A 21067-nucleotide genomic window follows, 5' to 3' on the forward strand; every position below is an offset into this window, starting at 1 on the left:
CAGTATGGCCCAGCGGTTTGCTACGTGCAAAAGCAAAGCGCACATCCTATATGGAGCCGACAATCTCCTTTTCGAGGCCTACACATGAGCGATGCACAGACGCAGATCCCAGTAACCGTCCTGACAGGCTATCTCGGCGCAGGCAAGACGACGCTGCTCAACCGCATCCTCTCGGAAAGCCACGGCAAGCGCTATGCCGTCATCGTCAACGAATTCGGCGAAATCGGCATCGACAATGATTTGATCGTGGAGTCCGACGAGGAAATCTACGAGATGAACAATGGCTGCGTCTGCTGCACGGTGCGCGGCGACCTGATCCGTGTCGTCGAGGGCCTGATGCGCCGGCCCGGCCGTTTCGACGCCATCGTCGTCGAGACCACGGGCCTGGCCGACCCGGTGCCGGTGGCGCAGACCTTCTTCATGGACGACGACGTGCGCTCCAAGACCAGGCTCGACGCGGTAGTGGCGCTCGTCGACGCCAAGCACCTGCCGCTCAGGCTGAAGGATTCCAAGGAAGCCGAGGACCAGATCGCCTTTGCCGACGTCGTCGTGCTCAACAAGACCGATCTCGTCACGCCAGACGAACTCGCCAAGGTCGAGGCGACTATCCGCGCCATCAACCCGGCGGCCAGGATCCACCGCACGACGCGCGCCGGCGTGGCGCTGGCCGAGGTGCTCGACCGCGGCGCTTTCGATCTTTCACGGGCGCTGGAGAACGATCCGCATTTCCTCGAGGCGCATGACGGCCACGATCACGACCATCACGATCATGACCACGATCACCACCACCATGATCATGACGGGCACGACCATCACCACCACGACCATCCTTCCGACATCCACGACGTGACGGTGCAGTCGGTGTCGCTGCGCGGCGGCGAGATGGATCCGAAGAAATTCTTCCCCTGGATCGAGAAGATCACCCAGATGGAAGGCCCCAACATTCTCAGGCTGAAGGGCATCATCGCGCTCAAGGGTGATGATGAGCGCTACGTCATCCAGGGTGTCCACATGATCATCGAAGGCGACCACCAGCGCGCCTGGAAGGACGGCGAAAAGCACGAGAGCCGACTGGTCTTCATCGGCCGTGAACTCGATGCCGAACGGCTGAAGAAGAGCTTTGAAGCCTGCCAGGCGGCCTAAACGCCGAATTGTTGATCCCATAGGGTTGATTGTTGTTTCATGTACACATATCATGTGTACATGAAACTGAGGAGACACCCTTATGCCGCGGCCCGCCGACCACAAGACTGAACGTTATCAAATTCGCATTGCGCCCGCGCAGAAGGCGATGATCGCGCGCGCCGCTGCACTCTCGCATCAGGACGTTGCCGACTTCATCCTCAACAAGGTCGTTCCTGAGGCACAGGCTGTGATCGAAGCCGCAGAGGTCACAAAAGTATCCGACCGTAATTTCACACGTATACTCGACCTGCTGGAGAATCCGCCGAAACCCAATGCAAAACTGCGAGCGGCGATCGCGGCCCTGCCGGATACACTGTGACACTTCCGTCCTGGCACGAGCAGCCGATTGCGAAACAGCACGATCGGGCCTCGTTCGACTGCGGTGATGCGCAGATGAACGATTTTCTGCGGCGGTTCGCGCGACAAAGCCATGAACAAAATGCCGCCAAGACCTTCTGTGCGATCGACGACGCGACTACCGAGCGGATTCTCGGCTTTTATACAATCGCGCCGTCTGCAGTAGCTTATGAAAACGTGCCCGTGGCCATGACGAAGGGATTGGCGCGGCACGAGGTTTCCGGTTTCAAGCTCGCCCGTCTCGCGACCGATCGCAGCGTAGCAGGGCAAGGGCTGGGCGGTCAGTTGCTTGCCGCCGCTGCGCTCCGCTGCTTGCGCCTCGCTGGCGAAGGTGGCGGCGTACTGCTCATCATTGACGCCAAGAGTGAGCGGGCCGCCAGATGGTACGCCAGCTACGGTGCCGAGTCTCTTCAAGGCCAATCTCTGACGCTGGTGATGCCGCTTGCGACTTTCGCGACGGAGCTGCGGGCAAAGGGGCTGCTTTGATGCCCTCCCACTCTGCCCTTGAGGGACCGTTGCCGATCCCTATGGTTGCCGATGTGGGAAACGTCGAGTAAGCCGCCAAGATAAATCCAAAAATCTCGTTCACCCAGGAAGCCATGCCCACAGTCGCCCCGCTTGATCTCGAAGGCCATTGCGTCGCCGCCGTCTTCCTCGGCGACGTGCCGCATTTCGCGCTGGCCGATGGCGTCGTCCACCGGCTCGACCATGGCCACAAGACCGTGCAGGCCAATGACGGGCTGCTCGCCGCCTTTCATGATGTGGCCAACGACCGGCTGATCACCGGCGGCGAGGACGGCAAGGTGTTTGCCATTGGCGCCGGCGGCAATGCTGCGGAGCTGGCGAGCGCCGGCAAGAAATGGATCACCAGCGTTGCCGCCGGGCCGCAGGGGGCCATCGCCTTCGCCTCCGGCAAGACCGCCTATGTGCGCTTCGCCGACGGCAAGACAAAAGAATTCGCGCATCCGCGCTCGGTCGAGGGGCTGGCCTTCTCGCCCAAGGGCATGCGCTTCGGCGTTGCCCGCTACAATGGCGCGACGCTGCATTTCCCGGCCGCCGAGGGCAAGCCGGTCGAGCTCGAATGGGCCGGCGCCCACACCGGTGTCACCTTTTCGCCGGATGGCGCCTTCCTCGTCACCACCATGCAGGAAAACGCACTGCATGGCTGGAAGCTGGCCGACGGCAAGCACATGCGCATGAGCGGCTATCCCGGCAAGGTCAAAAGCCTGTCGTGGAGCGCCAAGGGCAAATGGCTGGCGAGTTCCGGCGCGCCGGCGGCGATCGTCTGGCCGTTTTCGGGCAAGGACGGGCCAATGGGCAAGGCGCCGCTGGAGCTCGGCACGCGCGGCAATGCCATGGTGACCACTGTCGCCTGCCATCCGAGCCAGGATGTCGTCGCCGTCGGCTATGACGACGGCATGGTGATGGCGGTGCGCTTTGCCGACGCCAAGGAGGTGCTTCTGCGCCGCCCGGGCAAGGGCGCCATCACCTCGATGATGTGGGACAAGGAGGAACGCCGCGTCGCCTTCGGCAGTGCCGCCGGTGACTGCGGCGTCATCGACATCACGGCTTGAACGCGCCTACTCGGCCCCGCACGATACTTTGCCGGTGACTTCAACCGGCTTGCCGTCCTGGTCCGTATCCGCCGCGGCGTCATAGATGGAGAGCGTGTAGCCCCCGTCATAGACGCCTTCGTCACTGGTCTTGGTCATGATCGTCAGTTCGACCGAGTTGAGGCGTTCCGCGGCCTCGTGCTCGCGATAGATGTTCAGCCGCAATTCCTTGCCGTCGAGCCAGTACTGCGTCAGGTTGGAATCCTCGAACACGGTCTTGCGCAGGCTGTCACCGGCAGGCCGGCCGAGAATTTCGAGATCGCCGCGAAAGTTGAAAGTCGGCCCGCCCATACCCCTGGTAACGCCGGCTTCGACCTGGAATATTGCCGCGGCATCTTCAGCGGAGCACCAGACGCCGCCGCTCGCAAAGGCTGCGCCAGCCGACAGAAGCAACGTCGCAGTACAGATGATCGCCCGCATTTTTCTCCCCCAAACCACAAGCCCGCCAGTATTGGCGCCGGATTTTGCCTCCAGGTCAAGCGCCAGCCGAGTGGCGCTGAGCCAATGCAGCGCAGCCAGGCGGCCAATTGCGGGTTGAGACTGTGATTGTCTACAGTGGCCGGCGAGAGGGGCCTCATGCATTCAATCGACCATTCAAGGACTTCGATCGGCGGCATCGGTCGCGACCGCATTGCCAGGCTGCGCGAGACGGAGGCGGAGGCTTTTCGCAAGGCGCGGCCGAAATCGGCCGCAAAAATCGGCAACGGACTGCCCGGCTTCTTCGGCGGCGTGCCGATGCATTGGATGAACGACTGGCCGACGCCGTTCCCCATCCTGGTCGACAGCGCCAAGGGCGCCACCATCACCGATATCGACGGCAACAGGCTCGACGATTTCTGCCTCGGCGATACCGGCTCGATGTTCGGCCATTCGCCGCCGCCGGTGGCGCGTGCCATCCGCCGCCAGGCCGGCCGCGGCCTGACCTACATGCTGCCCAGCGAGGATGCGCTCGCCATCGGCCCGCTGTTGCAGCAACATTTCGGCCTGCCGTTCTGGCAGATCGCGACGACGGCGACCGACGCCAACCGTTTTGCGCTGCGCGTCGCCCGCGCCGTCACCTCAAGAGAAAAGATCCTGGTCTTCAACGGCTGCTATCACGGCTCGGTCGATGAGACGATGGTGCGGCTGGTCGACGGCAGGCCGGTCAACCGGCCGGGGCTGGCTGGCGAATTCCGCGACCTCACCCACAAAACCGGGGTTGTCGAGTTCAATGATTTGCCGGCGCTGGAAGCCGCGTTGCGCGGCAAGGATATTGCCTGCGTTATCACCGAACCGGTGCTGACCAACTCCTGCATGGTGCTGCCCGACCCCGGCTTTCACGACGCGCTGCGCAAACTGACCCGCGCCGCCGGCACGCTGCTCTTGATCGACGAAACCCACACCATCTCGACCGGACCTGGCGGCTACACCAGGACATACGGGCTGGAGCCGGATCTGTTCGTGCTCGGCAAGCCGATCGCCGGCGGCGTGCCGGCGAGCGTCTGGGGCATGAGCGACGATGTCGCCACGCGCTATGCCGCCTATAACCTGACCAAGGAGCCGGGTTATTCCGGCATGGGCACGACGCTGTCGGGCAACCCGCTGCAGTTCGCTGCGATGCGCGCGACGCTGGAAGAGGTGATGACCGACGAGAACTATCTCCATATGGGCCGTTTGGCGCTGCGGTTACACGCCGGGCTGACCGGGGTCATCGACCGCTATCGCCTGCCCTGGCATGCTGCCCGTGTCGGCGCCCGCGTCGAGTTCATCTGCGCGCCCGGTCCCTTGAGGAATGGCGGCGAGGCCGAGGCAGCGCACGCGCCGGACCTCGAGGCCGCGATCCATGTCGCGCTGGTCAACCAGGGCGTGCTGATAGCGCCTTTCCACAACATGATGCTGATCTCGCCGGCAACCACCGCGACCCAGGTCAACCGGCTGATCACCGCCTTTGGCGCGGTTGCGGCAAGGCTTGCGGCATGAGACAAGCGCGCATGCCTACCTCAACCGCCGTAGCGACCTCACCTTCGGGCTCGACGCCCAGCGAAGCGAGAGCTTTCCTTGACGCCCATCCCGAGATTGAAGCCTTCGATATCGTCTTGACCGACGCCAACGGCGTCGGCCGCGGCAAGATCGTACGCCGGCACGAATTGATGAGCATCTTCGAGGGCGGCCGGCACATGCCGATCTCGATCCTCGGCCTCGACATCACCGGCGAGGACGTGCACGAGACCGGGCTGATCTGGACGACCGGAGACGGCGACCTCAGGGCATGGCCGATCCCCGGCACGCTGGTGCCGCTCTACGGCACAAGTCCGCCGCGCGGGCAGGTGCTGATGGCGATGTATCACCTCGACGGCCAGCCGATGTCGTCCGACCCGCGGCTCGCGCTGGCCAGGCAAGTGGATACATTGGCGGCCAAAGGCCTGCATCCGGCCGGCGCCTTCGAACTCGAATTTTTTCTGCTTGCCAATGAGCGTGACGCCGAAGGCAAGGTGCAGGCGGCACGCGCCGTGCTCGACGGCCGCATCTCGGGCAAGACCGAGGTCTATTCCGTCGACCATTTGCACGGCATGGAACCGCTGTTTTCCGACATCTATGCCGCGGCCAAGGCGCAAGGCATTCCGGCCGAAACGGTCATTTCCGAATATGCGCCGGGCCAGTACGAGCTGACGCTGAACTACCGCAAGGACGTGATGCGGGCGGCCGACGATCTCGTCATGCTGAAACGGCTGGTGCGGGCGCAGGCGCGCCGCCACGGCGTCACCGCCTGCTTCATGGCCAAGCCGATCGAGAAATATGCCGGCTCGGGCATGCATTTCCATGTCTCGCTGCTGGACGATGCCGGGAGGAACGTCTTTGCCGAAGCCGCCGGAGAGACGTGGTCGCTGCCGCTGCTGCGCGGTCTCGGCGGCCTGATCCAGACCATGGCGGAATCGATGCTGGTGTTTGCGCCGCACGCCAATTCCTGGCGGCGCTTTGTCTCGCAATCCTATGCGCCGGTGGCCCCGACCTGGGGCGTCAACAACCGTTCGGTGGCGCTGCGCGTGCCGGCGGGCGATGCCAAGAACCGTCGCATCGAGCACCGGCCGTCGGGCGTCGACGCCAACCCTTATCTGGTGGCGGCAACGGTGTTGGCGGGTATCGTCAAAGGACTGGACGACGGTCTCGACCCCGGTCCGGAAACCACCGGCAACGGCTATGAATCGGCCGTCACGCGAACGACGATGCCGGTCGACTGGCGCGCCGCGATCGAGGCCGCGCGGGCTTCGACGTTCCTGAAAGGCGCGCTCGGCGAGGATCTGCACCGGACCTTCGTGGCGATCAAGCAATCGGAATATCTGCGTGTCGCCCGCACCGTCAGCGAGCTGGATTATCACCTCTACCTGCACGAGGTGTGAGCAGCGAGGCCGGCTAACGAGCCTGCCTTGCGGCCTCAGCGGATCAGGATCGCCCGCAGATCATTCACATTCGTGCCCGTAGGGCCGGGCACGAACAGATCGCCGACCGCATTGAAGGCCGTCCAGGCATTGTTGCCGGCCAGCATCGCCTTGGCGTCGATGCCCGCCGTGCGCATGCGCGAGACCGTCGAGCCATCGGCAAAGGCGCCGGCATTGTCCTCCGAACCATCGATGCCGTCGGTGTCGGCGGCCAGCGCATGGACGCCCTCCATGCCGCTGATGCCGATGGCGAAGGCGAGCAGGAATTCCGAGTTGCGGCCGCCCTTGCCTTTGGCACGGAGCGTCACCGTGGTTTCGCCGCCCGACAGGATCAGCACCGGCTTTTGGAAAGGCCGACTGCGAGTCGCCACCTCGCGCGCGACTGCGGCATGGACGCCGCCGACCTCACGCGCCTCGCCCTCGATCGAATCGGAAAGGATGACGGCCTCTATGCCTTGCCGCCTGGCCTCGGAGGCTGCCGCTTCCAGTGATACGCCGGCCGAGCCGATCAGGTGCACCTCATTACCGGCAAAGCGCGGATCGTCCGGACGCGGCGCGTCGGCTGCGGGTGAATTGATATGCGCCATGACCGAAGCCGGCAGCGTCATGCCATAGGCGGCGATCGAGGCCAGGGCGTCCTCGCGGCTGCCTGTGTCGGGAACGGTGGGCCCGGAGGCGACCAGCGCCGGATTGTCGCCGGGAATGTCGGACACGACCAGCGACACCACCTTGGCCGGATGGGCCGCTGCGGCCAGCCGGCCGCCCTTGATGGTCGAGAGATGCTTGCGGATGGTGTTCATCGCCGCGATCGGCGCGCCGGAGGCAAGCAGCGCCTCGTTGACGGCGATCTCGTCCGCCAGTGTCAAGCCGCCTGCAGGCGAAGGCAACAGCGCCGAACCGCCGCCTGAAATCAACGCGACGACCAGATCGTCCGCCGTCAGCCTTTGCACCTTCTCAAGCAGTCGCCGCGAGGCCTCGAGCCCGGCCGCATCGGGCACCGGATGCGCCGCTTCGATGATCTCGATGCGCTCGCATTTGGCGCCATAGCCGTAGCGCGTGACGACGAGCCCTTCGATCGGCCCGTCCCACACCTTTTCGAAGGCCGCCGCCATCTGCGCCGAGCCCTTCCCGGCGCCGATGACGATGGTGCGGCCCTTGGGTTTCGCCGGCAAATGATCCCGGATCGTCCGTTCCGGGTCAGCAGCGGCGACGGCGGCGGTGAAGATCGAGGTGAGGAAGGTCTTCGGATCGAATTCAGTCATTTTGCTTCCGGCGGCAATGCCAGTTCGGCTGCGTCGACGCGCAGATATTTGCAGATCGCATCGACCACGACGCCGTGGTCTTCGCGCTCCGGCAGGCCCGAGACGGCGATCACGCCGATGACACCGGCGCCCTTGACCGTCACCGGAAAGCCGCCGCCGGCCAGCACGTAGTCTGATATGTCGAGCCCTTCGCCGACCTTGAAGGTGCGGTCCGGGCGCTGCTGTTCCAGCACCATGCGATAGGTGCTTTTCAGGAACCGCTTTACCACATTGATCTTGCGCCGCGCCCAGTCCGGATTGGAGGCGTTCGAGCCAGGCATCGCAGCGTAGAAGAGCGGCCGGTCGAAAGTCCTGATGTCGACGATGATGGGCATGGTCTCGGCCAGCGCCCGATCGCGGATCGCCGCGCCGATCTCGAAGGCGACGGCCTCATCAAAGGAAGGGAAGACGAGCGCGGCTTCCTGTTTCTTGATCAGAGCGATGTCGTCGGCAACGGCCATGTCGTTCCCCTGTCAATGTCGCCGCACGCTTTGACCGATGGCTGCCGCCGGGTCAAGCGGGGAACGCACCAGGTCAGGCCGCCATGTCGCGCTTGGCCGGCCGCCCCGCCACATAGACCTCGCGGACAGTGCGGTCGTCTCCCAGCGTCTGCAGCAGGAACAGCTCCTCGGCCAGCGACCCCACCGTTTCCATCCTCAGCCGCATCGCCGGCGTGGCGCGGGCGTCGAGCACGACGATGTCGGCGTCGGTACCAGTATCCAGCGTGCCGACCTTGTCCGCCACCGACAGCGCCTCGGCATTGCCGCGTGTCAGTTGCCAGAAAGACTGGAACGGGTTGAGCTTCTCGCCGTTCAGCGCGATCACCTTGTAGCCCTCATCCATGGTGCGCAGCATCGAATAGTTGGTGCCGCCGCCGACATCGGTGGCGGCCGCGATGCGCAGGGCTTTGTCACGCGTGCGGTAGCGCTGGTAGTTGAACAGGCCGGAGCCGAGGAACAGGTTCGAGGTCGGGCAGAACACCGCCACCGACCCATTGTTCGAAAGTGCATCCGCCTCGCGTTCCGACAGATGGATGCAATGGCCGAACAGGCTCTTTTTCCCCAGCAGCCCGTAGTGCTCGTAGACGTCGGTGTAATCGCGCGACCAGGGGTAAAGCTCCTGGGTGAAGGCGATTTCGGCGTGGTTTTCGGACAGGTGCGTCTGCATGTGCAAATCGGGGTGTTCGCGGCAGAGTGCGCCGGCCATCTCCAGCTGCTCGGGTGACGAGGTGATGGCGAAGCGCGGCGTGATGGCATAGTGCTGGCGCCCCTTGCCGTGCCAATCCCTGATCAGCGCCTTGCTGTCGTCATAGCCGGATTGCGGCGTGTCGAGCACACCATCCGGCGCGTTGCGGTCCATCATCACCTTGCCGGCGATGTTGAGCATGTTGCGGTCATGCGACTCGGCGAAGAAGGCTTCGGCCGAAGCCTTGTGCACCGAGCAATAGGCGGCGACTGTCGTCGTACCGTGCCGTACCATCTCGTCCAGAAACAGCCTGGCGATGCGGCGACCGTGCTGGGCGTTCTGAAACTTCGTCTCTTCCGGAAAGGTGTATTTGTTCAGCCAGTCGAGCAGCTCGGCGCCATAGGAGGCGATGACCTGCATTTGCGGGAAATGCACATGCGCGTCGATGAAACCCGGCAACAGCAGATGCGGCCGATGGTCGATTTTTGCGACGCCTTCGCCGGCCTGTTTCTCCACTTGCGCATAGGCGCCGGCCGCCACGATCCGGCCATCGCGGATCAGCAGGCCGCCATCCTCCTCGTAGCGCCAGGCGGCATGGTCGTCGATGCTTTCAGGCCAGCGCAGGAAGGACAGCGTGCGGCCGCGCAGAAGTGTGGAGGTCATGCCTATTTCCCTGCGCCTTCGAACCAGGCGACCAGCAGTGCCCGTTCCTTGTCGCTGATCTGGGTGACGTTTGCAGGCGGCATGGCATGGCTGCGGCCGGCCTGCAGGTAGATCTCGCGGGCGTGCTCGGCGATGGCCGCATCGGTATCTAGCATCACTCCCTTCGGCGCGTGGTAGATGCCCTCATAGACAGGCTCCTGCGTATGGCACATCGAGCAGCGGCCAAGCACGGTATCGCGCACGGCGGGGAAATGCGCCGAGGCGATGTAGACTTCCGCCGCGGCGGAGGCCTTGGGCTCGCCGGTCAGCACCTTGGGTGCTGTCGACAGCCAGATGATGATGACGAACAGCACGGCGGCGCCGAGCCAGGTCCAGGTCGGGTTGCCCTTGCGCGCATGGACGCTGTTGAAATAGTGCCGGATCAGCACGCCGATGATGAACACCAGGGAAGCGATCACCCAGTTGAACTCGGTAGCAAACGCCAGCGGATAGTGGTTCGACAGCATCAGGAACAGGACGGGCAGCGTCAGGTAATTGTTGTGCAGCGAGCGCTGCTTGGCGATCTTGCCGTATTTCGGGTCGGGCTTCCTGCCGGCGATCAGGTCGGCGACGACGATCTTCTGATTTGGGATGATGACCATGAAGACATTGGCCGACATGATCGTTGCGGTGATGGCGCCAAGATGCAGGAAAGCCGCGCGGCCCGTGAACAGATGCGTCAGCCCCCAGGCGATGAACACCAGCACGCCATAGAGAACCAGCATCAGGCCGGTGTCGCTTTTGCCGAGCGGCGAGCGACAGAGCAGATCATAGACCACCCAGCCGACGCCGATGGTCGCCAGCGACAGCAGGATGCCGACTGGCACCGACATCGGCAGCACATTGGGATCGATCAGGAACAGATCGGCGCCGGCATAGTAGACCACGCACAGCATGGCGAAGCCCGACAGCCAGGTGGCGTAGGACTCCCATTTGAACCAGGTCAGGTGCTCCGGCATTTCGGCCGGCGCCACCAGATACTTCTGGATGTGGTAGAAGCCGCCGCCATGCACCTGCCATTCCTCGCCGAAGGCGCCGGCGGGCAGCCCGGGACGCTGGCGCAGGCCAAGATCGAGCGCGACGAAATAGAAGGACGAGCCGATCCAGGCGATGCCGGTGATGACATGCAGCCAGCGCACGGCGAAACTCAGCCAGTCCCAGAAAATCGCGAAATCCATCATTGAAGTCGTCCCTGCCGATCAACTGACTTTACGGTGTCGGGCGCAAACGAAAAGAGGCGAGGTGCGCGATGACTTTCAAAAAAAAATGGAAAATACTAGGTTGGCTATACCAGCCGCTTGAGAGCCACGAACCCGCATGGCCTATCTCGACAACATCGCCGTTTTCGTCCGCGTCGTCGAACTCGGCAATCTGTCGGCGGCGGGCCGCGACATGCGCATTTCGCCGGCGGTCGCCTCCAACCGCATCAAGGAACTGGAGAAGCACCTCGGCGTCCGCCTTTTCAACCGCACGACCCGACAGTTGATGCCGACCGAGCACGGCACGGTATTCTATACGGGCGCCAAGCAGGTTCTGGAAGCGATCACCGAGGCGGAGGCCGCGGTATCGGCATTGTCAGGCCAGCCGCGCGGCACGATCAGGGTGACGGCACCGCTTGGCCTCGGACGGCGGCTGGTAGCGTCGGGCATTCCTGATTTCCACGACAAATACCCCGATATTGAAGTCAGGCTCCGCCTCTCCGACCACAATGTCGACATCATGAAGGAAGGCATCGACGTCGCCTTCCGTCTCGGCATCATCGAGGATTCCAGCCTCCGCATGCGCGGCATCATGGAATGCGAGCGCGTGCTGGTGGCGGCGCCGAAATATCTGGAGGCGCGCGGCGAGCCGGCCGAGCCGCACGAACTGATCGGCAAGAAGCACGACTGCCTGATGCTGCGCTATTCCGGCGCGCGCGAATATGTCTGGACGTTGCAGATGCCCGGCGGCCCGCAGAAATTCGAGGTGCACGGCCCCTATGACACCGATGATGGCGACGTGCTGACCGGCTGGGCGCTGTCGGGACGCGGCATCATCAACAAGCCGCGCTTCGAGGTCGAACCGTTCATTCGCGATCAGCGGCTGAAGGTGATCCTGGCCAGCACGCCGCCGACGCCGGTGCAGTTCGCCGCCGTCTATCCGCACAAGAAGCTGCAGGATCCGAAGGTGCGGCTGCTGCTCGACTTCATGGCCGAACGCTGCCAGCGGTTGATCAAGGATCTTCTGGCCGGCAAATGATGGCGTGCTGGCCCACTCGACAGGGTTGCCTTGAACGCAGGCGAACTTAGGTTCGCCTCATGCATCTCGCCGTGTCGCTCAACATCGCTTCCGCTGCAGGGCGGGCCTCCGGGCTGGATTTCGGCCGCATCGCCGGCTTTGCTCGGGAGGCGGAAGACGCCGGGCTGGACATGGTCGTCATTTCCGACTCCGCGGCTGGCGGCCAGCAAGCGAGCAGCCCGTTCGAGGCGACCACGCTTCTGGCGGCACTGGCGACAGTGACCGAAAGGATCGGGCTCGTTGCGGGCGTTTCAACGCTTGCCCATCAGCCTTATAATCTGGCGCGCCGTTTTGCTTCGCTCGACATCATCAGCCATGGCCGAGTGGGCTGGAACGCGACCATGGTCCAGGATCCGCGCGAGGCGGCCAATTTCAGCCGGCCGGAAGGCATTTCCAACGATGATTTTCGCCGCCGTGCGGAAGAGTTCATCGGCATCGTGCAGGGCTTGTGGAAGGGCTGGGATGCGGACGCGCTGCTGTTCGATAAGTCCGGCGGCCGCTTCCACGACCCGGAAAAGATGCACCTGCTCGACCACAAGGGCGAGTTCTTCGCGGTGCGTGGTCCGCTGAACGTCGCGCGCTCGCCGCAGGACACGCCGGTGCTGGTGGTGTCCGGGCTGGCGGAGGCCGATCTCGATTTCGCCGCCCGCATGGCCGACGTCATCCTGATCGAGAAACAATCGCTTGAGAGTGCGAAAGCCGCCTATGACGATCTGAAACGCCGGACGCTTGCCGCCGGGCGCAATCCGGACGCCGTGAAGGTGCTGATATCAGTCGCAACAGGTCCCGAACTGGCCGCCGACAGGCTCGAAGCGCAGTTCGGGTCGAAAGGCTGCGACGGGTTCAACCTGGCTTTGCCGGCGGATGTTCCGGCGCTCGAGGATTTCGTAGATCGCGTCGTGCCGGAACTCCGCCGTCGCGGCTTGCCGCGGCCCGACTACACCGGCACGACGCTGCGCGCGCGTCTCGGACTTGGCGGAGGCAACAGGCCATGACCGTGCGCAAAAGACAGATGAAGCTCGGTCTCTTCTTGTGGGCGACGGGGCACCACATCGCCGCCTGGCGCCATCCCAAGGCGCATGTCACTGCGGGAATCGACATCGACCACTACATAAGGCTCGCGCGCACGGCGGAAGCAGCCAAGCTCGACATGATCTTCTGCGAGGATGCCGCCGGCCTGCGCGAGGCCAATGTAGGCATCGCCAGCCAGACCTCGCGCTCGATCGGCTTCGAGCCGATCAGCCTGCTGGCCGCACTCGCCGTCCAGACCGAGCGCATCGGCCTCGTCTCGACGGCGTCGACCAGTTACAACGAGCCTTATGGCCTGGCGCGGACCTTTGCCTCGCTCGATCAGCTGAGCGGCGGCCGCGCCGGCTGGAACCTGGTCACCTCGGCGAACCACATCGAGGCCGCCAATTTCGGTTCGACGGGCCTTCGCCCCCACGCCGACCGCTACGAACGGGCACGTGAATTCGCCGCCGTGGTCGCTGGCCTCTGGCGCGGTGCGGAAGCCCTCAACCATGACGGCCAGAGCTTTTCGGTCAAGGATGCGCTCGATCTGCCGCGCTCGCCGCAGGGTGCGCCGGTGATGGTGCAGGCGGGAGCATCGGAGGACGGCCAGAACCTTGCGGCCAGGACCGCCGATGTCGTGTTCAGCGCAGCACAGACATTCGAGGAAGCGAAAGCCTTTTACGACGGTCTCAAGGGGCGGCTGGCTGACTATGGACGCGAGCCGGACGACGTCAAGATCATGCCCGGCGTAGCGCCCGTGGTGGCCGAAACGGAAGCGGAAGCCCGCGAGAAATATGAGCAATTGCAGGAGCTGATCCCCGATGATGTCGGCGTCGCGCTGCTGTCCAGCTATCTCAGCATCTCCGATCTCTGGCGCTACCCGATCGACGGACCGCTGCCGGAACTGCCGCCCAGCGAAGGCATGAAGAGCCGGCAGGCCCTGGTCATCGAGCAGTCGCGCCGCGACAATCTTTCCATCCGCGACCTTGCCCGCCACTTCGCCGGCGCGCGCGGCCATTGGCGCGTCGTCGGCACGCCGGCACAGATCGCCGACGAACTGCAGGCGCGCTTCGAAGGTGGCGCCGCAGACGGCTTCAACGTCATGCCATCCTGGTTCCCCGGCGAACTCGACGCCTTTGCCACGCTCGTCGTGCCCGAACTGCGGCGGCGCGGCCTGTTCCGCACGGACTACGAAGGTCGCACCTTGCGCGACCATCTCGGTCTGAAACGGCCGGCGTAGGCCTCGTCAGTCTGTACTCATTATTCGGGCTGTTCCGGAGACTCTGATCGAACTGCCCGGCGTTGGCGGGATATCGGCATGGAGGCGCGAGCGCATGCCCATGTCCTCACCCTGCACGATATCGATGGCGCCACCATGCGGCCAGCCAATGTCGCGCAGATAGCCGGCAAAGGCGGCAGTCGAGGCCCCGGTCGCCGGATCCTCGTAGACCCCGCCCGACGCGAACGGGTTGCGGGTATGGAAGAGGCGCGGCGCCTCGGCATAGGCGAGCAGGATCGTCACCAGGCCCTCGCGCCGCATCAGCGCCTGCCCCGTCTTCAGGTCGTAGGCCATGGCAGCCAGCGCCTGGCGCGACTTCAGTGCCAGCACGAGATGGTCGGCGCCGCCATGGATTAATGCCGGCGCAATGGCCGGGTCGATATCCTCAGCCGCGTAGCCGAATAGCGCCAGCGTCTCGGCGATAAGCTCGGGCGGAGCCGGCTTGCTGCGCGTCGGCGGCGACTGCAGCGCGGCGGCGATGTTGGTGCCGTCGCGAAACCCTTCGACGGAGATTTTGGCCTGGTTGAGGGCCAATGCAAAAGTCCCGTCCCCGAAACTTCTGACGAGGCCTGCGCCGAGTGCGATCGTGGCATGACCGCAAAAGGGAACCTCGGTCTCGGGCGAAAAATAACGGACCCGCCAGCCGTCACCCTCGGGTGCGGCAAAGGCGGTTTCCGAAAATCCAACCTCGGCCGCGACGCGCTGCATTGTGGCGGCATCCGGCAAGGCATCGCCTATCACCACGCCCGCGGGATTGCCGCCCGAGTCTCCGTCTGAAAAAGCCGCGATTCTCAATATGTCCATGTGAAGTCCGCCATGTTGAAAGGCGTGCAGGAAACGCTGTCCCTGGCCATTTGTGAAACGAAGAAAGCGAGGAGCAGCTGTGAGCGGGGATCATACCCGAGTTCCGAAGCCGCCGGCTTTCGCGGAACGAAAGCCACCCAATGCCGTTTTGGGCTCTGGCGGCCGCGCGATGGCAAGCCCAGCCTGCGACTGCCATTCGAGATCATTTCGCCCACGGACCTCACCCCCACAGGAGCCAGTCATGGACGCCATCGTCACCAAAAACGATCTGAAGTCCGACGCCAAGAAGGAGTCGATCGATCTGCTCAACGCCCGCCTCGCCGACGCCATCGACCTGGCGCTGATCACCAAGCAGGCGCACTGGAACGTCAAGGGGCCGCAATTCATCGCCATCCATGAAATGCTGGATACGTTTCGCGAGGAGATCGACGGCCATGTCGACATTATCGCCGAGCGTGCCGCGCAGCTCGGCGGCACCGCGCATGGCACGTCGCAGGAGGTGGCGAGGGCCACCAAGCTGAAGCCCTATCCGACTGACATCCACAAGACCAAGGATCATCTGGCGGCGCTGATCGACCGCTATGCCGCGGCGGCCAAGTTGACCCGCGCGGCGATCGACGAGGCGGCCGATGCGGGCGACGCCGACACCGCCGACATCTTCACCGCCTATTCGCGCTCGCTGGACAAATTGCTGTGGTTCCTCGAAGCGCACACGCAGGAAAAGGAATAGGCCGCTTGAAGCCGGCTGGCATCAACCGGCCATGGCTACCTCGGAATGGCTTGAAGCGGCCGCCGAGGCGGCATGGGAAACCAGCGCCGTCATGATTTCGGCGGCGGCGAGCGCCGCGATCACCGGCGGTCGCTTGTCCTTCACCGCGTCACCGCCGATCGGCGAGATGAGGCGGGCGAATTCCGCCTCGCTGCCGTCCGCCGACTTCAGGAACCAGTTTTTGAACGTCGCTTTCTTGGTCTTCGAGCCGATCATGCCGACATAGGCGGCATCGTCGCGCTTCAGCGCCTCGGCAACGATCAGGAAATCGAGCGCATGGTCGTGCGTGAGGATGGCGAAGGCCGATCCCGCCGGCGCTTCGCGCACCACGGCCTCGGGCATCGGCGTCAGCAGCGTCTCGACCGTTTCCGGCATGCCTTCCAGTGCGTCGGCGCGCGTCTCGACGACGACGGCATGAATGGGCAAAAGCGCCAGCGCCGATGCCAGCGCCTGGCCGACATGGCCACCGCCAAAGAGATACACATGAGGCAGATGCGCCTCCTCGGCCTCCGCATTGCGGATGAGGTCTGCCTCGAGGGCCGCGTCGAGCAAGCGGATCGACACCTCGACCCTGCCGCCGCAGCACTGGCCGATTTCCGGCCCGAGCGGCACGTCGAGCGTGGCGCAGACCTCGTCGACCTCGATCCGAGCTTCAGCCGGCCGCGGCGACGGCCGTGTCCCCAGTATCTGCCGTGCCTTGTCGATCGCCATATATTCGAGCTGGCCACCTCCGATCGTGCCAAAGATCGCCAGGCGCGAGACGAGCATGAAGGCGCCCTTCTCGCGCGGCGTCGAGCCCTTTGTGCCCGCCACTTCGACCAGGGCAACCTGGCCGGCACCGGCTAAAAAGGCTTTCAGGCTTTGCACTTTCGAGTTCATTTTTCGCGTTCCCGATCGGGAAATATAAGCGTTTTCGGCCGGATTTGCACGGTTTGGCCGATTCAGACCCTGGCCTTGGCTTTCAACCGCTCGATCGCCATCAGCACCCTCTCCGGCGTCGCTGGGGCGTCGAGGCGTGGACAGACCTTGTGATCAGCGACGCTCGCCACCGCATCCGACAGCGCGTGCAGCACCGACATGCCGAGCGGGAAGGGCGGCTCGCCTACCGCCTTGGAGCGATGCACCGTCGGCTCGCTCGCCTCCGGCCAGTCGGCCAGCGTCACGTTGAAGATCTTCGGCCGGTCGGAAGCGAGCGGGATCTTGTAGGTCGACGGCGCATGCGTGCGCAGCCGGCCCTTGCCGTCCCACCAAAGTTCCTCGGTCGTCAGCCAGCCCATGCCCTGGATGAAGCCGCCCTCGATCTGCCCGAGATCGATGGCTCGGTTCAGCGAGCGGCCGGTCTCGTGCAATATGTCGGTGCGCTCGACCACATATTCGCCGGTCAGCGTGTCGACCGACACTTCCGAGCACGACGCGCCATAGGCGAAGTAGTAGAAGGGGCGGCCCTGGCCCTTGTCGCGGTTCCAGTGGATCTTCGGCGTCTTGTAGAAACCCGCGGCCGAAAGCTGGATGCGCGCCATATAGGCCTGCTTGATCAGATCGGCGAAGGCGATTTCCTGGTTGCCGATGCGCACCCGGTTGGGCAGGAAGACCACCTGGTCGCGCGGCACCTGGTATTTTTCCGCGGCGAAGTCCGTCAGCCGGTCCTTGATCTGCCTGGCACCGTTCTGCGCCGCCATGCCGTTGAGGTCGGAGCCGGAGGACGCCGCGGTGGCCGAAGTGTTCGGCACCTTGCCGGTCGTCGTCGCGGTGATCTTCACCTGGTCGAGGTCGATCTGGAACTCTTCGGCCACCACCTGCGCCACCTTGAGATAGAGGCCCTGCCCCATCTCGGTGCCGCCATGGTTCAGGTGCACCGAACCATCGGTGTAGACATGTACCAGCGCGCCGGCCTGGTTGTAGTGGGTGGCGGTGAACGAGATGCCGAACTTGACCGGCGTCAGCGCCAGCCCGCGCTTGATGAAGCGGCTGTTGGCGTTGAACGCCTCGATGACGCGGCGGCGCCTCGTATAGTCCGAGCTCGCCTCCAGCTCGGCGACGATACGGTGGATGATGTTGTCCTCGACCGTCTGGTGATAGGGCGTGATGTTGCGATCCGAGGTGCCATAAAAATTCTGCTTGCGAATCTCGAGCGGATCCTTGCCGACGGCAAAGGCAACCTCGTCGATGACGCGCTCGGCGCCGACCATGCCTTGCGGACCACCGAAGCCGCGGAAGGCGGTGTTCGAGACGGTGTTGGTGTAAAGCGGCGCCGACTGCGCATGCACCGCCGGCCAGAAATAGGTGTTGTCGCAGTGGAACAGCGCGCGGTCGGTGACCGGGCCGGAAAGGTCCGACGAAAAACCGCAGCGCGCCGCGAACATGAAGTCGACGCCCAAAATGTTGCCGTCGTCGTCGAAGCCGACTTCGTAATCGACAAGGAAATCATGGCGCTTGCCGGTGGCGATCATGTCGTCGTCGCGATCGGGACGGATTTTTACCGCACGGTGATGCCGCTTGGCTGCGATGGCCGCGAGCGCTGCAAACTGATTGCCTTGCGTTTCCTTGCCGCCGAAACCGCCGCCCATGCGACGGATTTCCACGGTGATGGCGTTGCTCGGCACACCGAGCGCATGGCTGACCATGTGCTGGACTTCGCTCGGATGCTGGGTCGAGGAATAGATGGTGACGTCATCGTCCTCGCCGGGGATGGCCATTGCGATATGGCCTTCGAGATAGAAATGCTCCTGGCCGCCGACGCGCATCTGCCCCTTGAGCCGGCGCGGCGCGGCCTTGATCGCGGCGGCGGCATCGCCGCGCTTCAGCGTCAGCGGCGGCGTGACCAGTTTGTCTTTCCGTGGATCGAGATCGCCAATGTCGGTGACAAAGGGCAATTCCTTGTATTCGACCTTGGCCAGCCTTGTGGCGCGGCGCGCCTGTTCGCGGGTCTCGGCGATGACGCAGAAGATCGGCTGGCCGTAGAACTCAACCCTGCCGTCGGCGAGCACCGGCTCGTCATGGCGGCCGGTCGGTGAAATGTCGTTTTCGCCCGGCACGTCCTTCGCCGTCAGCACGTCGACGACGCCAGGAGCGGTTCGCACCGCCGACAGGTCCATTTTGGCGATCGTGGCATGCGTGGCCGTGCAAAGCCCGAGGCAGCCATGCAGCGTGCCGGCCGGCTCCGGCATATCGTCGATATAGACCGCCGTGCCGCTGACATGCTTATGCGCGGAATCATGGCGCTGGTCGGTGGCAACGCCACCGGAAATCTTCTGTGCCTTGAGATTGGGGGTGTGCTTGGTCATCACGCCGCCTCGTACCGTGAAACCTGGAACGGCGCCTTGGTTCCGGTGGTTTCGACAAAGAAGCGCAGCAACAGATTCCTCGCCGCCATCGCCCGGTATTCGGCAGATGCCCGCATATCGGTCAGCGGCGTGAAGTCGTTGGCGTATTCGGCCATCGCAGCCTCGACCGCGGCTTCCGTCCACGGCTTGCCGAGCAGTGCCTTCTCGACACCAAATGCCCGCTTCGGCGTCGCCGCCATGCCGCCATAGGCGATCCGGATGTCGGCCACAGTGCCATCCTTGGCCAATGTCAAATAGAACGCGCCGAGCGCTGCGGTGATGTCCTCGTCACGGCGCTTGGTGACCTTGTAGACGGCAAACTTCGTTGCCTTGGCCGGCCCCGGCACGTGCACGGCCTCGACGAACTCGCCCGGCTGCCGGTCCTGCTTGCCATAGGCGATGAAGAAAGTTTCCAGCGGGATCGTGCGGCGCTTTTTGCCACGGCGGAGCGTGAGGCGTGCGCCGAGCGCGATCAGCGGCGGCGGCGTGTCGCCGATCGGCGAGCCGTTGGCGATGTTTCCGCCGATCGTGCCCATGTTACGCACCTGCTCGCCGCCGATGCGGTCGAACAGCGGCCCGAGCGCCGGAATGCGTTTCGCCAATATCGAGAACGCGTCGCTATAGGTGACGCCGGCGCCGATCGAAATCACGCCCTTGTCCTCGGAGATCGCGCAGAGACCGTCGAGATTGCCGATGAAAACCACCGGCGAGATGTCGCGCATGTGCTTGGTCACCCACAGGCCGACATCGGTCGAACCGGCAACGATGGTGGCACCGGGCTCCTTGTCGAGCACGCCGGCCAGGTCATCGGCATTGGCCGGCACGATCAGGCGCTGCTTGCCCGAACCGATCTCGACGCGTGAACCGTCCTTCATCGCCGCGAGCTTCGCCGTGATCGCCTTGCGCTCCGCCGCCAGCGGATCCTTCGCCGCCTTGCCGTAGCTGGAGATGGCACGCGCCGCGCGCATGATCGCCTCATAGCCGGTGCAGCGGCAGAGATTGCCCTGCAGTGCCTTTTCGATCGCCGCGTCGGACGGCTCCGGCGAGCGCATCCACAGCGCATAGAGAGACATGACGAAGCCCGGCGTGCAGAAGCCGCACTGCGAGCCGTGGAAATCGACCATTGCCTGCTGCACGGGGTGCAGTTTTTCGCCGTCGCCGCGCAGGTGTTCGATCGTCACCACATGGGTGCCGTCGAGCGAGCCAAGGAAACGGATGCAGGCGTTGACGCTCTCATAGACCAACCTGCCGGCGGACAGCCTGCCGACCAGCACCGTGCAGGCGCCGCAATCGCCTTCGGCGCAGCCTTCCTTGGTGCCGCGCAGCGAACGGTTGAGCCGCAGCCAATCGAGCAAGGTTTCTTCGGGCGCGACCGTGGTCAGTGCGATATCCTCGCCGTTGAGGATGAAGCGGATTTCGTTGCGTGTCTTGAGCTTGGCCATGTCTCAGCTCCCCCGATAGGTCGAATAGCCATAGGGCGAGATCAGCAGCGGCACATGATAGTGCACCGGCTCCGCCATGCCGAAGCGGATCGGCACGCTGTCGAGGAACGCCGGCTCGGGCAGCTTGCCGTGCCGGCGCAGATAGTCGCCGGCCGCAAAGACCAGTTCGTATTCACCGGTGCGGAAGTCCGCCCCGGCAAGCAGCGGCGCATCGCAGCGGCCGTCATCATTGGTCACCACCGTCTTCAGATGCGTGCGGGCCTGGCGCTCTATGCGGTAAAGCTCGATCGACAGGCCATTGGCCGGCCTGCCGGTCGCGGTGTCGAGGACATGGGTCGTCAGACGCCCGCCATCGGCTTTCGACGTTTCTGCCACTGGCCGTCTCCCATTCCGGTACAGTCGA

The 21067-nt window shown here is 64.3% G+C and carries 20 protein-coding genes; 10 read left to right on the forward strand and 10 right to left on the reverse strand.

What is annotated here, in order from left to right; all coding sequences use genetic code 11:
• Positions 1–84: 84 nt before the first annotated feature.
• From A6B35_RS05795 to A6B35_RS05810, 4 genes are all read left to right on the forward strand, one after another.
• Positions 85–1143, forward strand: coding sequence for a CobW family GTP-binding protein (locus A6B35_RS05795; protein ID WP_006202379.1), 1059 nt, complete (start codon positions 85–87; stop codon positions 1141–1143).
• 82 nt (positions 1144–1225) lie between these two features.
• Entirely contained in the window at positions 1226–1504 is a 279-nt protein-coding gene (locus A6B35_RS05800; protein ID WP_006202378.1) for a type II toxin-antitoxin system TacA family antitoxin, read from the forward strand.
• Complete coding sequence (locus tag A6B35_RS05805) at positions 1501–2028, forward strand: hypothetical protein (protein WP_006202377.1); 528 nt, start codon at positions 1501–1503, stop codon at positions 2026–2028. Before A6B35_RS05800 ends, A6B35_RS05805 begins: the two co-directional genes overlap by 4 nt.
• A gap of 113 nt (positions 2029–2141) precedes the next feature.
• Complete coding sequence (locus A6B35_RS05810; protein WP_006202376.1) at positions 2142–3116, forward strand: WD40 repeat domain-containing protein; 975 nt, start codon at positions 2142–2144, stop codon at positions 3114–3116.
• A gap of 6 nt (positions 3117–3122) precedes the next feature.
• Here A6B35_RS05810 and A6B35_RS05815 read toward each other — a convergent pair whose 3' ends face one another.
• Entirely contained in the window at positions 3123–3575 is a 453-nt protein-coding gene (locus A6B35_RS05815) for a hypothetical protein (protein ID WP_006202375.1), read from the reverse strand.
• A 156-nt stretch (positions 3576–3731) separates the two neighbouring features.
• Between A6B35_RS05815 and A6B35_RS05820 the strand changes: the two genes are divergently transcribed.
• On the forward strand, positions 3732–5114 hold the full coding sequence (locus tag A6B35_RS05820; protein ID WP_006202374.1) for an aspartate aminotransferase family protein: 1383 nt from the start codon (positions 3732–3734) through the stop codon (positions 5112–5114).
• On the forward strand, positions 5111–6532 hold the full coding sequence (locus tag A6B35_RS05825; RefSeq protein WP_050900736.1) for a glutamine synthetase family protein: 1422 nt from the start codon (positions 5111–5113) through the stop codon (positions 6530–6532). The genes A6B35_RS05820 and A6B35_RS05825 overlap by 4 nt, the downstream gene beginning before the upstream one ends.
• Positions 6533–6567: 35 nt before the next feature.
• On the opposite strand, the gene A6B35_RS05830 is transcribed toward A6B35_RS05825, so the two are convergent.
• The 4 genes from A6B35_RS05830 to A6B35_RS05845 form a co-directional block, all read right to left on the reverse strand.
• The gene (locus A6B35_RS05830; protein ID WP_006202372.1) at positions 6568–7833 is read right to left on the reverse strand and encodes a glycerate kinase type-2 family protein; all 1266 of its coding nucleotides are present in this window, start codon (positions 7831–7833) and stop codon (positions 6568–6570) included.
• Complete coding sequence (locus A6B35_RS05835) at positions 7830–8333, reverse strand: heme-degrading domain-containing protein (protein ID WP_006202371.1); 504 nt, start codon at positions 8331–8333, stop codon at positions 7830–7832. Before A6B35_RS05835 ends, A6B35_RS05830 begins: the two co-directional genes overlap by 4 nt.
• 73 nt (positions 8334–8406) lie before the next feature.
• Entirely contained in the window at positions 8407–9720 is a 1314-nt protein-coding gene (guaD, locus tag A6B35_RS05840; protein ID WP_006202370.1) for a guanine deaminase, read from the reverse strand.
• 2 nt (positions 9721–9722) lie between these two features.
• Positions 9723–10940: a urate hydroxylase PuuD gene (locus A6B35_RS05845; RefSeq protein WP_006202369.1), complete on the reverse strand. Its 1218-nt coding sequence runs from the start codon at positions 10938–10940 to the stop codon at positions 9723–9725.
• Positions 10941–11076: 136 nt separating this feature from the next.
• Between A6B35_RS05845 and A6B35_RS05850 the strand changes: the two genes are divergently transcribed.
• Genes A6B35_RS05850 through A6B35_RS05860 form a run of 3 tightly spaced genes read left to right on the forward strand, consistent with a single transcriptional unit; the run spans position 11077 to position 14287 of the window.
• Positions 11077–11997 carry a LysR family transcriptional regulator gene (locus A6B35_RS05850; RefSeq protein WP_006202368.1) on the forward strand — a complete coding sequence of 307 codons (921 nt, stop codon included), beginning with the start codon at positions 11077–11079 and terminating at the stop codon, positions 11995–11997.
• Between the two features lie 59 nt (positions 11998–12056).
• The gene (locus tag A6B35_RS05855; protein ID WP_006202367.1) at positions 12057–13031 is read left to right on the forward strand and encodes an LLM class flavin-dependent oxidoreductase; all 975 of its coding nucleotides are present in this window, start codon (positions 12057–12059) and stop codon (positions 13029–13031) included.
• Entirely contained in the window at positions 13028–14287 is a 1260-nt protein-coding gene (locus tag A6B35_RS05860; RefSeq protein WP_006202366.1) for an LLM class flavin-dependent oxidoreductase, read from the forward strand. The genes A6B35_RS05855 and A6B35_RS05860 overlap by 4 nt, the downstream gene beginning before the upstream one ends.
• A gap of 6 nt (positions 14288–14293) precedes the next feature.
• On the opposite strand, the gene A6B35_RS05865 is transcribed toward A6B35_RS05860, so the two are convergent.
• On the reverse strand, positions 14294–15130 hold the full coding sequence (locus A6B35_RS05865) for a PhzF family phenazine biosynthesis protein (protein WP_006202365.1): 837 nt from the start codon (positions 15128–15130) through the stop codon (positions 14294–14296).
• A 241-nt stretch (positions 15131–15371) separates the two neighbouring features.
• On the opposite strand from A6B35_RS05865, the gene dps reads away from it, so the two are divergent.
• Positions 15372–15860 (forward strand): DNA starvation/stationary phase protection protein Dps, encoded by a 489-nt coding sequence (dps, locus tag A6B35_RS05870; RefSeq protein WP_006202364.1) that lies wholly within the window; start codon positions 15372–15374, stop codon positions 15858–15860.
• Positions 15861–15881: 21 nt separating this feature from the next.
• Here dps and xdhC read toward each other — a convergent pair whose 3' ends face one another.
• The 4 genes from xdhC to uraH form a co-directional block, all read right to left on the reverse strand.
• The gene (gene xdhC, locus A6B35_RS05875; RefSeq protein ID WP_006202363.1) at positions 15882–16778 is read right to left on the reverse strand and encodes a xanthine dehydrogenase accessory protein XdhC; all 897 of its coding nucleotides are present in this window, start codon (positions 16776–16778) and stop codon (positions 15882–15884) included.
• A 62-nt stretch (positions 16779–16840) separates the two neighbouring features.
• Positions 16841–19183 carry a xanthine dehydrogenase molybdopterin binding subunit gene (gene xdhB / locus A6B35_RS05880; RefSeq protein WP_006202362.1) on the reverse strand — a complete coding sequence of 781 codons (2343 nt, stop codon included), beginning with the start codon at positions 19181–19183 and terminating at the stop codon, positions 16841–16843.
• Complete coding sequence (xdhA, locus tag A6B35_RS05885) at positions 19183–20664, reverse strand: xanthine dehydrogenase small subunit (RefSeq protein ID WP_006202361.1); 1482 nt, start codon at positions 20662–20664, stop codon at positions 19183–19185. Before xdhA ends, xdhB begins: the two co-directional genes overlap by 1 nt.
• 3 nt (positions 20665–20667) lie before the next feature.
• Entirely contained in the window at positions 20668–21039 is a 372-nt protein-coding gene (gene uraH / locus A6B35_RS05890) for a hydroxyisourate hydrolase (RefSeq protein WP_006202360.1), read from the reverse strand.
• Positions 21040–21067 lie beyond the last annotated feature (28 nt).

This window comes from Mesorhizobium amorphae CCNWGS0123 (assembly GCF_001686985.1).
Classification (GTDB): Bacteria; Pseudomonadota; Alphaproteobacteria; order Rhizobiales; family Rhizobiaceae; genus Mesorhizobium; species Mesorhizobium amorphae.